Below are 12,293 nucleotides of genomic sequence, written 5' to 3' on the forward strand. Positions count from 1 at the left end.
TCCTCGTTTCCTAAGGCGCTTACCGCCGGCTCCGCCGGTCTTCCTTGACGTGGCTGCGGAAGGTCCGCGTCGGCGCGAACTCGCCCAGCTTGTGACCGATCATCGACTCGGTGACGAACACCGGGACGTGCTTACGCCCGTCGTGGACGGCGATCGTGTGGCCCAGCATGTCCGGCACGATCATGGAGCGCCGCGACCACGTCTTGATGACGTTCTTGGTGCCCTTTTCGTTCTGCGTGTCCACCTTCTTCATCAGGTGGCCGTCGACGAACGGGCCCTTCTTAAGGCTACGTGGCATTTAGGCTGCTCCTACCGCTTCTTCCTCTTGCTCCGCCGACGGATGATCAGTCGGTCGCTGGCCTTGTTGGCCTGACGGGTACGGCCCTCGGGCTTGCCCTTGGGGTTCACCGGGTGGCGACCACCAGAGGTCTTGCCCTCACCACCACCGTGCGGGTGGTCGACCGGGTTCATCGCGACACCGCGGACGGTCGGGCGCTTGCCCTTCCAGCGGTTACGACCGGCCTTGCCGATGTTGATGTTGGCCTGCTCGGCGTTGCCGACCTGGCCGACCGAAGCGCGGCAGCGCACGTCCACCTGGCGCATTTCACCGGAGGGCATACGCAGCGTGGCGTACTGCCCTTCCTTGGCCAGCAGCTGGATCTGCGCGCCGGCGGACCGGCCCAGCTTCGCGCCGCCGCCCGGCTTCAGCTCCACGGCGTGGATGAAGGTACCGGTCGGAATGTTGCGCAGCGGCAGGCAGTTGCCCGGCTTGATGTCGGCCGCAGGGCCGTTCTCGATGCGGTCGCCCTGCTTGATGCCCGTGGGAGCGAGGATGTAGCGCTTCTCGCCGTCCGCGTAGTGCAGGAGCGCGATGCGCGACGTCCGGTTGGGGTCGTACTCGATGTGAGCGACCTTGGCCGGAATGCCGTCCTTGTCGTGGCGCCGGAAGTCGATGATCCGGTACGCACGCTTGTGCCCACCGCCCTGGTGACGCGCGGTCACCCGGCCGTGGACGTTACGACCACCCTTGCTGTGCAGGGGAGCAAGCAGCGACTTCTCCGGCGTGCTGCGCGTGATCTCGGCGAAGTCCGAGACGCTCGCGCCGCGGCGACCCGGAGTCGTCGGCTTGTATTTACGGATGCCCATCTTTTTCGTTCATCCCTTGTCGATGTTGCTTGGCAATGCGGCGGCGGAGATCAGCTGATCTGACCGAAGATGTCGATCCGATCGCCTTCCACCAGGCTCACGATCGCCCGCTTGGTGCTCGGGCGCTGGCCGTAACCGAACTTCGTCCGCTTACGCTTGCCCTGGCGGTTGATCGTGTTCACGCTGGTGACCTTGACGCCGAAGATCTGCTCGACAGCGATCTTCACCTGCGTCTTGTTGGCCGTCTTGCGCACCAAGAACGTGTACTTGTTGTGCTCATCGATCAGGCCGTAGCTCTTCTCAGAGACGATCGGCTTGATGATGATGTCGCGCGGGTCGGCGATCTTCTGCATCAGGCGTCTTCCTTCCCGCTGCCGCCCAGCCGAGCCACGACCTGGTCGTACGCCTCACGCGTGAAGACCACGTCGTCGTAGCAGAGCACGTCGTACGTGTTGAGCTGGCCGGCGTCCAGGAGGTGGACCTCCGGGGCGTTGCGCAGGCTCAGCCAGGTGTGCTCGTCGTCCGCGTCGACCACGACCAGGACGCTGCGAGCCTTGGAGATGTTGCGGAGCGCATCGAGGGCGGCCTTGGTCTTCGGGGTGTCCCCGGTGACCAGGCTGTCCACGATGTGCACGCGCCCGCCGGAAGCCCGGTCGCTGAGGGCCCCGCGCAGGGCGGCGGCCTTCATCTTCTTGGGCGTCTTCTGGGTGTAGTCACGCGGCTGCGGGCCGTGGACGGTGCCACCGCCGGTGAACTGCGGCGCGCGGGTCGAGCCCTGGCGGGCCCGGCCGGTGCCCTTCTGGCGGTACGGCTTCTTGCCGCCGCCGCTGACCTCACCGCGGGTCTTCGTCTTGTGGGTGCCCTGCCGGCGCGCGGCAAGCTGGGCGACGACGACCTGGTGGATCAGCGGGATGTTGACCTTGGCGCCGAAGATGTCCTCCGGCAGGTCGACGCTCCCGGTCTTCGCCCCGGCCGCGTCGAGGACGTCAACGGTGGTGCTCACTTGGCAGCCCCCTTCTTGGCAGCGGTGCGAATGAGGACCAGGCTGCCGTTGGCGCCGGGGACCGCACCCTTGACCAGGATGAGGTTCTTCTCGGCGTCCACGGCGTGAACCTTGAGGTTCTGGACGGTGGTGCGGACGTTGCCCATCCGGCCCGCCATGCGCAGTCCCTTGAAAACGCGGCCCGGAGTGGCGCAGCCGCCGATGGAGCCGGGCGAGCGGTGCTTGCGCTGGGTGCCGTGCGAGGCGCTGAGGCCCTTGAAGCCGTGACGCTTCATGACACCCGCGAAGCCCTTGCCCTTGCTCTTGCCGGTCACATCGATGTGCTGGCCGGCCTCGAAGGTGTCGGCCAGAACTTCCTGGCCGAGCGTGTACTCGGAGGCGTCGGAGGTCCGGAGCTCGACGAAGTAGCGGCGCGGGGTGATGTCGTGCTTGCGCAGATAATCACCAAGCGGCTTGTTCACCTTGCGCGGGTCCACCTGCCCGTACCCGAGCTGAACAGCGGAGTAGCCGTCCTTGTCCTCAGTGCGGACGCGGGTCACCACGCACGGACCGGCCTCGATGACGGTGACCGGGACGATCCGGTTGCCCTCGTCGAAGACCTGGGTCATGCCGAGCTTCTTGCCCAGGACGCCCTTGATCTGCTTAGCCATGTCAGTGCGTTCCCTCAGAGCTTGATCGAGATGTCGACGCCGGCCGGAAGGTCGAGACGCATGAGCGAGTCGACGGTCTTCGGCGTCGGATCGATGATGTCAATCAGCCGCTTGTGCGTGCGCATTTCGAAGTGCTCACGGCTGTCCTTGTACTTGTGCGGCGAGCGGATGACGCAGTACACGTTCTTCTCGGTCGGCAACGGCACCGGGCCCGCGACCTTCGCGCCAGTCCGCGTCACCGTCTCGACGATCTTCTTGGCCGAGCTGTCGATGACCTCGTGGTCATAGGCCTTAAGCCGGATGCGGATCTTCTGTCCCGCCATAGTGGCCTCGGTGTCCTTCGCTGTCGTCCTGCAAAAGTTTCGTGCGGCCTTTTGCCGCTATGGGTGTCCCACGTGACTTGCGCCCCATGGCCCGCCACCTCTTCCGTGATCTTGCAGTCATCTCGGTCGCGGCGGCCGAGACGACTGCGAGATCACGGGCCCGGCTGGGCTCGGAGCTCACCGTGGGCTCCGGGGCCGCCGAGGCGACCCCTTCGTGGTGCGGCGGTCGGACCCGTTCTCGGAGTCCGACCGCCGACCCGCGGTCGTGCTACTTGATGATCTTCGTGACTCGACCCGCACCGACGGTGCGGCCACCCTCACGGATGGCGAACTTGAGACCGTCCTCCATCGCGATGGGCTGGATGAGCTGGACGGACATCTCGGTGTTGTCACCGGGCATGACCATCTCGGTGCCCTCGGGAAGGGTCACGACGCCCGTCACGTCCGTGGTACGGAAGTAGAACTGCGGGCGGTAGTTGTTGAAGAACGGCGTGTGGCGGCCGCCCTCGTCCTTGGACAGGATGTAGACCTGCGCCTCGAACTCGGTGTGCGGGGTGGTCGTGCCCGGCTTGATGATGCACTGGCCGCGCTCGACGTCCTCGCGCTTGATGCCACGCAGGAGCAGACCGACGTTGTCACCGGCCCGGCCCTCGTCGAGGAGCTTGCGGAACATCTCCACACCGGTGACGGTGGTGGTGGTGCTCTTCTCCTTGATGCCGATGATGTCGACGGTCTCGTTGACCTTGACGATGCCGCGCTCGATACGACCGGTCACGACGGTGCCGCGGCCGGTGATCGAGAAGACGTCCTCGATCGGCATGAGGAAGGGCTTGTCGGTGTCACGAACGGGCTCGGGGACGTTGTCGTCCACGGCGTTCATGAGCTCGATGATCGAGTCGCCCCACTTCTCGTCGCCCTCGAGCGCCTTCAGCGCCGAGACGCGCACGACCGGCAGGTCGTCGCCCGGGAACTCCTGGGCGGAGAGCAGCTCGCGGACCTCGAGCTCGACGAGCTCCAGGATCTCCTCGTCGTCCACCATGTCGGCCTTGTTCAGGGCGACGACGATGTAGGGGACGCCGACCTGGCGGGCCAGGAGGACGTGCTCCTTGGTCTGCGGCATCGGGCCGTCGGTGGCGGCGACCACGAGGATCGCGCCGTCCATCTGCGCCGCACCGGTGATCATGTTCTTCACGTAGTCGGCGTGACCGGGGCAGTCCACGTGAGCGTAGTGGCGCTTCTCGGTCTGGTACTCGACGTGCGCGATGGAGATGGTGATGCCGCGGGCCTTCTCCTCGGGCGCCTTGTCGATCTTGTCGAACGGGGTCGCCTCATTGAGGTGAGGGAAACGGTCGTGGAGCACCTTGGTGATCGCCGCGGTCAGAGTGGTCTTGCCGTGGTCGATGTGCCCAATGGTGCCGATGTTCACGTGCGGCTTGGTCCGCTCGAACTTGGCCTTGGCCACTGCTCTGTCTCCTTAGAGATTCTGACGTGACTTGCTAGTCTCATTCGGGCTCGGAGCCCGATCCCCGGGCGGCGGTGGTCGCCGCCCGAGCCGGTTGGGTCTGGGACTCTCGTCCCGGTCCCCCGCCGGCGGGGACGGCGATCGCTCGACGTCCCCGGCCGTCCGGGTCCGGTGCTTATTCGCCCCGAGCCTTCGCGACGATCTCCTTGGCGATGCCCGGGGGCACCTCCGAGTAGGAGCTGAACTGCATGCTGTACACAGCCCGGCCCTGGGTCTTGCTGCGAAGGTCGCCCACGTAGCCGAACATCTCAGACAGCGGAACCAGGGCGTTGATGACCTTCGCCCCGGACCGGTCCTCCATCGCCTGGATCTGCCCGCGACGGCCGTTGAGGTCGCCGATGACATCACCCATGTAGTCCTCGGGCGTGGTGACCTCGACGGCCATCATCGGCTCCAGGATCACGGCGTCCGCACGGCGCGCGGCCTCCTTGAAGGCCATCGAACCGGCGATCTTGAAAGCCATTTCGGAGGAGTCGACCTCGTGGTAGGCACCGTCTAGGAGGGTGACCTTCACACCCACCATCGGGTAGCCGGCCAGCACGCCGAACTCCGCGGCCTCCTGGGCGCCCGCGTCCACCGACGGGATGTACTCCCGGGGGATGCGGCCACCGCTGACCTTGTTGGAGAACTCGTAGCCGTCGTTGCCCTCGCCCAGCGGCTCCAGGCTGATGATCACGCGCGCGAACTGGCCGGAACCACCGGTCTGCTTTTTGTGCGTGTACTCGACCTTCTCCACCTTGCGGCGGATGGTCTCGCGGTAGGCGACCTGCGGGCGGCCGACGTTGGCCTCGACCTTGAACTCGCGGCGCATCCGGTCGACGAGGATCTCCAGGTGGAGCTCGCCCATGCCCCAGATGACCGTCTGCCCGGTCTCCTCGTCCCGGCGGACCTGGAAGGAGGGGTCCTCCTCGGCCAGGCGCTGGATCGCGGTGCTGAGCTTCTCCTGGTCACCCTTGGTCTTGGGCTCGATCGCCACGTTGATGACCGGCGCGGGGAAGGTCATCGACTCCAGGACGACCTGGTTGGCCGGGTCGGAGAGGGTGTCACCGGTGGTGGTGTCCTTCAGACCCATGACCGCCACGATCTGACCGGCGTGCGCCGTCGGGCGCTCTTCGCGCTTGTTGGCGTGCATCTGGTAGATCTTGCCGATGCGCTCCTTCTTGCCCTTGACCGAGTTCACCACGGAGGTGCCGGTCTCGAGCGTGCCGGAGTAGATCCGGATGAAGGTGAGCTTGCCGAGGTGCTGGTCGCTCATGATCTTGAAGGCCAGCGCCGAGAACGGCTCGGTCGGGTCCGCGTGACGCTCGATGAGCTCCTCCTCCTTGCCGACCGCGTGCCCCTTGAAGGCGGGGATGTCGGTCGGGGCGGGGAGGTAGGCGACGATCGCGTCGAGCAGGGGCTGCACGCCCTTGTTCTTGAACGCGGTGCCGCACAGGACCGGGTTGAGCGCGCTGGCCAGCGTCGCGCGGCGGATGCCGGCGACGAGCTGCTCCTCGGTGGGCTCGACGCCCTCCAGGTAGAGCTCCATGAGCTGGTCGTCGTGCTCGGCGGCCGTCTCGATGAGCCGGTCGCGCCACTCGCGCGCCACCTCGGCGTGGTCGGCCGGGATGTCGACGGTGTCGTACATCTCGCCCTTGGCCGCCTCGGCGCTCCAGATCAGGCCCTTCATCTTCACCAGGTCGATGACGCCCTTGAAGTCGGCCTCGACGCCCCAGGGAAGCTGGATGACGAGCGGGGTCGCGCCGAGGCGCGACACGATCATGTCGACACAGCGGTGGAACTCGGCGCCGACGCGGTCCATCTTGTTCACGAAGCAGATGCGCGGGACGCCGTAGCGGTCCGCCTGCCGCCACACTGTCTCGGACTGCGGCTCGACGCCGGCCACGGCGTCGAAAACCGCCACAGCGCCGTCGAGGACGCGCAGCGAGCGCTCCACTTCGACGGTGAAGTCGACGTGGCCGGGCGTATCGATGATGTTGATCGTGTGATCAAGCCACTCGCAGGTGGTCGCGGCAGAGGTGATCGTGATGCCGCGCTCTTGCTCCTGCTCCATCCAGTCCATCGTGGCAGCGCCCTCGTGGACTTCACCGATCTTGTAGTTGATACCGGTGTAGAACAGGATGCGCTCGGTCGTGGTGGTCTTGCCCGCGTCGATATGGGCCATGATCCCGATGTTGCGGACCTTGGCCAGGTCAAGAGCGGTCGATGTCGCCACTTCTCTCGCGTCCTCGTCGTCTCGTCGTCGCCGCTGGGGTTACCAGCGGTAGTGGGCGAAGGCCTTGTTGGACTCGGCCATCTTGTGCGTGTCCTCACGCCGCTTCACGCTGGCGCCCAGACCGTTGCTCGCGTCGAGCAGCTCGTTCATCAGCCGCTCGGTCATGGTCTTCTCGCGGCGGGCGCGGGAGTACTGCACCAGCCAGCGCAGTGCCAGGGTGGTGCTGCGCGCCGCGCGCACCTCGACCGGCACCTGGTAGGTCGCGCCACCGACACGGCGGCTGCGGACCTCAAGAGTGGGCTTGACGTTGTCGAGAGCGCGCTTCAGGGTGACAACCGGGTCGTTGCCCGACTTGTCCCTGCAGCCCTCGAGGGCGTCGTAGACGATCGTCTGGGCGAGCGAGCGCTTGCCGTTCAGAAGCACCTTGTTGATGAGCGCGGTGACCAGCGGCGAGTTGAACACCGGGTCTGCGACAAGCTGTCGGCGCCCAGCGGGACCCTTGCGCGGCATGTCAGCTCTTCTCCTTCTTCGCGCCGTAGCGGCTGCGGGCCTGCTTGCGGTTGCGGACGCCCTGGGTGTCCAGCGAACCACGGATGATCTTGTAGCGAACACCCGGCAGGTCCTTCACACGACCGCCACGCACGAGCACGATGGAGTGCTCCTGGAGGTTGTGGCCCACACCAGGGATGTAAGCCGTCACCTCGATGCCGTTGGTGAGCCGGACACGCGCCACCTTGCGGAGGGCCGAGTTCGGCTTCTTCGGGGTCGTCGTATACACGCGCGTGCAGACGCCGCGCCGCTGGGGGCTCCCCTTGAGCGCCGGTGTCTTGGTCTTACTGACCTTGTCCTGGCGGCCCTTGCGGACCAGCTGCTGAATCGTGGGCACCGCGTCTCCGTTCGTGCTTGGCCGGTGATTCGAAAAGTCGTGCGTTTCGCAGGCTCTGCCGGTGTCATGACCTGCTGTTTTTCCCTCGGCTCCGACCCACGCGCTCGGGCGTGTCGCGATCTTTGCCGACTTCGCCCGGCGAAGAGGCCGGCACCCGGTGGAGGAGATCACACGGCGACCGGCCGGCCCCTGAAGGGCCTGGCGAGCGCACGCATGTGAGCCCATGAAGCCACGGGCACGAAGGGCAAGACTACCCAGCCCATCGCAACACGTCAAAACGGCTGCGCCGAGTCGCTTGTGCGCGCTCGGTTCGTGTCGTGGCCCGCAGCCGGTTTCCCCCCGGCCGCTATCGGGCACCAGGCAAGTTTACGCCACCCACGGACCCGTCTCGACGATTTCCCGTGTTGCCGCCCGGCGGCCCTCAGGACGCCACCGGACGGCCCTGGAACACGGCGAGGGGCGCCCGCCCCCGTTGCCGGGAGCGGGCGCCCCTGCGTTCGCCCTGCCGCGAGGTGGGACCGGCGCCGCCGGCCCCGCCGTCAGCGGTTGTACTGACCGAAGTCGTACTCCTCCAGCGGCACGGCCTCGCCGCTGCCGGTGCCGAAGGTGTAGTCGGTCGCCGAGCCGTCGTAGCCGCCGACGGTGTACATCGCCGCCTTGGCCTCCTCGGTCGGCTCGACCCGGATGTTGCGGTACTGGGACATGCCCGTACCGGCCGGGATGAGCTTACCGATGATGACGTTCTCCTTCAGACCCAGCAGGCTGTCGGACTTGGCGTGGATCGCCGCGTCCGTGAGCACCCGCGTGGTCTCCTGGAAGGACGCCGCCGACAGCCACGACTCGGTGGCCAGCGACGCCTTGGTGATGCCCATGAGGACCGGACGGCCGGAGGCGGGGGTGCCGCCCTCGGCGACGACCTCGCGGTTGACCATCTCGAAGCGCGGCCGCTCGACGAGCTCGCCGGGCAGCAGGTCGGTGTCACCGGACTCCAGCACGTTCACGCGCTTGAGCATCTGCCGCACGATGATCTCGATGTGCTTGTCGTGGATCGACACACCCTGCGAGCGGTACACCTGCTGGACCTCGGCCACCAGGTGCAGCTGCACGGCCCGGGGGCCGAGGATGCGCAGCACCTCGTTGGGGTTGACCGCGCCGGCGATGAGCTGCTGGCCCACCGTCACGCGCTGACCGTCGCTGACCAGCAGACGCGACCGCATGGACACCGGGTAGGCGATCTCGTCGGAACCGTCGTCCGGCGTGATCACGATCTTGCGGGTCTTGTCGGTCTCGTCGATGCGCGCCCGGCCGTCCGCCTCGCTGATCGGGGCGACGCCCTTGGGGACGCGCGCCTCGAACAGCTCCTGGACACGGGGCAGACCGTGGGTGATGTCCGCGCCCGCCACACCACCGGTGTGGAAGGTACGCATGGTCAGCTGGGTGCCGGGCTCGCCGATCGACTGGGCGGCGATGATGCCGACCGCCTCGCCGACGTCCACGAGCTTGCCGGTGGCCAGGGAGCGGCCGTAGCAGGTGGCGCAGACACCGATCTTGGCCTCGCACACCAGCGCACTGCGCGTGCGGACCGTCTCGATGCCGGCGTCGACCAGCGCCGTGACGATGGCGTCGTTGATGTCGGCGCCGGCCGTCGCGACGACCTTGCCGTCCACCTCGACGTCCTCGGCCAGGATGCGGCCGTGCACGTTGCTCTCGGCGTTCTCGGCCTTGACCAGGTTGCCACCCGAGTCGCGCTCGCCGACGTGCAGCGGGACGCCGCGGTCGGTGCCGCAGTCGATCTCGCGGACGATGACGTCCTGCGCGACGTCCACCAGACGACGGGTCAGGTAACCCGAGTCGGCGGTGCGCAGCGCGGTGTCGGCCAGACCCTTGCGCTGTCCGTGGGTGGAGATGAAGTACTCCAGCACCGACAGGCCCTCGCGGAAGGAGGACTTGATCGGCCGCGGGATCGTCTCACCCTTGGTGTTGGACACCAGGCCGCGGATGCCGGCGATCTGACGCACCTGCATCTTGTTGCCTCGGGCGCCGGAGTTGACCATCATCCAGACGGAGTTGGTCGCCGGGAAGGCGTTCACCATGTCGGTCTCGACGTCCGCCGTGGCGTGCGTCCAGATCTCGATGAGCTCCTGACGGCGCTCCTCGTCGGTGATCAGACCGCGCTCGTACTCGCGCTGGACCTTGTCGGCCCGGCGCTCGTAGGACTCCATGATCTCGGCCTTGTTCGGCGGCGCGACGACGTCGTCGATGGAGATCGTGACGCCGGACCGCGTGGCCCAGTGGAAGCCCGCGTCCTTGAGCGCGTCCAGAGCGGCCGCGACCTCGACCTTCGGGTACTTCTCCGCCAGCTCGTTGACGATCGCCGAGAGCTGCTTCTTGCCGATCTGGGAGTTCACGAACGGGTAGTTGTCGGGCAGCGTCTGGTTGAACAGCGCCCGGCCCAGCGTGGTCTCCAGGCGGTAGGCCTCGCCGGCCTCCCAGCCCTCGGGGGCCGACCAGCCCCGCGGCGGCGGGACGTCCTTGACCCGGACCTGGATCTGGGCCTGGATGTCCAGCTCGCGGCGGTCGAAGGCCATGAGCGCCTCGGAGACCGAGCCGAACACGCGGCCCTCGCCCTCGGCGCCCTCCCGCTGCGTGGTCAGCCAGTACAGACCGATGATCATGTCCTGGGTGGGCATGGTCACCGGCTTGCCGTCGGCCGGCTTGAGGATGTTGTTGGTCGAGAGCATCAGGATGCGCGCCTCGGCCTGGGCCTCCGCCGACAGGGGCAGGTGGACCGCCATCTGGTCGCCGTCGAAGTCGGCGTTGAAGGCGGTGCAGACCAGCGGGTGGATCTGGATGGCCTTGCCCTCGACCAGCTGCGGCTCGAAGGCCTGGATGCCCAGGCGGTGCAGGGTCGGCGCGCGGTTGAGCAGCACCGGGTGCTCGGTGATGACCTCTTCGAGCACGTCCCACACGACCGGCCTGGCCCGCTCGACCATGCGCTTGGCCGACTTGATGTTCTGCGCGTGGTTGAGGTCGACCAGGCGCTTCATCACGAACGGCTTGAACAGCTCCAGGGCCATCTGCTTGGGCAGGCCGCACTGGTGCAGCTTGAGCTGCGGGCCGACGACGATGACCGAACGGCCGGAGTAGTCGACGCGCTTGCCGAGCAGGTTCTGCCGGAAACGGCCCTGCTTGCCCTTGAGCATGTCCGACAGCGACTTCAGCGGGCGGTTGCCCGGCCCGGTGACCGGACGTCCGCGGCGGCCGTTGTCGAACAGCGCGTCGACGGCCTCCTGGAGCATCCGCTTCTCGTTGTTGACGATGATCTCGGGCGCGCCGAGGTCGAGAAGCCGCTTGAGGCGGTTGTTGCGGTTGATCACCCGGCGGTACAGGTCGTTGAGGTCGGAGGTCGCGAAGCGGCCACCGTCGAGCTGCACCATCGGCCGCAGGTCCGGCGGGATCACCGGGATGCAGTCGAGCACCATGCCGTTGGGCGAGTTGCGGGTGGTGAGGAACGCCGAGACGACCTTGAGCCGCTTGAGCGCGCGGGCCTTCTTCTGACCCTTGCCGCTGCGGATGGTCTCGCGCAGCGACTCGGCCTCGGCGGCCAGGTCGAAGTTGTTCAGCCGCTCCTGGATCGCCTGGGCGCCCATGCCGCCGCGGAAGTAGCGGCCGAAGCGGTCGCGCATCTCGCGGTACAGCAGCTCGTCGCCCTCGAGGTCCTGGACCTTGAGGTTCTTGAAGCGGCTCCAGACCTCCTCGAGGCGGTCCAGCTCGCGCTGGGTGCGGTCGCGGAGCTGACGCATCTCGCGGTCGGCGCCCTCGCGGACCTTGCGGCGCTGGTCGCCCTTGGCGCCGGCGGCCTCCAGCTCGGCCAGGTCGGACTCGAGCTTCTTCTGGCGGGCCTCGATGTCGGCGTCGCGGCGCTGCTCGATGTGCTGCCGCTCGACGGAGATCTTGGCCTCCAGCGAGGGCAGGTCACGAGCACGCATGTCGGTGTCGACATACGTGATCATGTACGCCGCGAAGTAGATGACCTTCTCCAGGTCCTTCGGGGCGAGGTCGAGCAGGTATCCCAGGCGGGACGGGACGCCCTTGAAGTACCAGATGTGGGTGACCGGCGCGGCCAGCTCGATGTGGCCCATCCGCTCGCGGCGCACCTTGGCGCGCGTGACCTCGACGCCACAGCGCTCACAGATGATGCCCTTGAAGCGGACGCGCTTGTACTTGCCGCAGTAGCACTCCCAGTCGCGGGTCGGACCGAAGATCTTCTCGCAGAAGAGTCCGTCCTTCTCGGGCTTCAGGGTGCGGTAGTTGATGGTCTCGGGCTTCTTGACCTCGCCGTGGGACCACTGCCGGATATCGTCGGCCGTGGCGAGGCCGATGCGGAGCTCGTCGAAGAAGTTGACGTCGAGCACTTGTTATCCCCTCGCTTGAAAATCAGACCTCTTCGACACTGCTCGGCTCGCGCCGGGACAGGTCGATGCCGAGCTCCTCCGCCGCGCGGAAGACGTCCTCGTCGGTGTCGCGCATCTCGATGGACATGCCGTC

Annotated in this window: 11 protein-coding genes; all 11 read right to left on the reverse strand. The window is 67.1% G+C overall.

Features of this window, described 5'->3' with window-relative positions; translation table 11 throughout:
* Positions 1-19: 19 nt before the first annotated feature.
* Positions 20-298: a 30S ribosomal protein S19 gene (rpsS, locus tag ABZU32_RS21890; RefSeq protein WP_262849229.1), complete on the reverse strand. Its 279-nt coding sequence runs from the start codon at positions 296-298 to the stop codon at positions 20-22.
* A gap of 11 nt (positions 299-309) precedes the next feature.
* Positions 310-1,146 (reverse strand): 50S ribosomal protein L2, encoded by an 837-nt coding sequence (gene rplB / locus ABZU32_RS21895; protein ID WP_214414915.1) that lies wholly within the window; start codon positions 1,144-1,146, stop codon positions 310-312.
* A gap of 50 nt (positions 1,147-1,196) precedes the next feature.
* Positions 1,197-1,499 carry a 50S ribosomal protein L23 gene (gene rplW / locus ABZU32_RS21900; protein ID WP_248964952.1) on the reverse strand — a complete coding sequence of 101 codons (303 nt, stop codon included), beginning with the start codon at positions 1,497-1,499 and terminating at the stop codon, positions 1,197-1,199.
* Positions 1,499-2,149 carry a 50S ribosomal protein L4 gene (rplD, locus tag ABZU32_RS21905; RefSeq protein ID WP_354837585.1) on the reverse strand — a complete coding sequence of 217 codons (651 nt, stop codon included), beginning with the start codon at positions 2,147-2,149 and terminating at the stop codon, positions 1,499-1,501. Before rplD ends, rplW begins: the two co-directional genes overlap by 1 nt.
* Positions 2,146-2,799: a 50S ribosomal protein L3 gene (rplC, locus tag ABZU32_RS21910; protein ID WP_354837587.1), complete on the reverse strand. Its 654-nt coding sequence runs from the start codon at positions 2,797-2,799 to the stop codon at positions 2,146-2,148. The genes rplD and rplC overlap by 4 nt, the downstream gene beginning before the upstream one ends.
* A 14-nt stretch (positions 2,800-2,813) precedes the next feature.
* The gene (gene rpsJ, locus ABZU32_RS21915; protein WP_012887830.1) at positions 2,814-3,122 is read right to left on the reverse strand and encodes a 30S ribosomal protein S10; all 309 of its coding nucleotides are present in this window, start codon (positions 3,120-3,122) and stop codon (positions 2,814-2,816) included.
* 268 nt (positions 3,123-3,390) lie between these two features.
* On the reverse strand, positions 3,391-4,584 hold the full coding sequence (tuf, locus tag ABZU32_RS21920) for an elongation factor Tu (protein WP_354837590.1): 1,194 nt from the start codon (positions 4,582-4,584) through the stop codon (positions 3,391-3,393).
* A 175-nt stretch (positions 4,585-4,759) separates the two neighbouring features.
* A complete protein-coding gene (gene fusA / locus ABZU32_RS21925) occupies positions 4,760-6,859 on the reverse strand; it encodes an elongation factor G (RefSeq protein WP_354924612.1) in 2,100 nt (699 codons plus the stop codon).
* A 39-nt stretch (positions 6,860-6,898) separates the two neighbouring features.
* Positions 6,899-7,369: a 30S ribosomal protein S7 gene (rpsG, locus tag ABZU32_RS21930; protein WP_248964948.1), complete on the reverse strand. Its 471-nt coding sequence runs from the start codon at positions 7,367-7,369 to the stop codon at positions 6,899-6,901.
* Between the two features lies 1 nt (position 7,370).
* Positions 7,371-7,745, reverse strand: coding sequence for a 30S ribosomal protein S12 (rpsL, locus tag ABZU32_RS21935; protein ID WP_061253213.1), 375 nt, complete (start codon positions 7,743-7,745; stop codon positions 7,371-7,373).
* Between the two features lie 539 nt (positions 7,746-8,284).
* Entirely contained in the window at positions 8,285-12,160 is a 3,876-nt protein-coding gene (locus tag ABZU32_RS21940; RefSeq protein WP_354924613.1) for a DNA-directed RNA polymerase subunit beta', read from the reverse strand.
* Positions 12,161-12,293 lie beyond the last annotated feature (133 nt).

Origin of the sequence: Sphaerisporangium sp. NPDC005288, assembly GCF_040607475.1 — a bacterium.
GTDB classification, from domain to species: domain Bacteria; phylum Actinomycetota; class Actinomycetes; order Streptosporangiales; family Streptosporangiaceae; genus Sphaerisporangium; species Sphaerisporangium rhizosphaerae.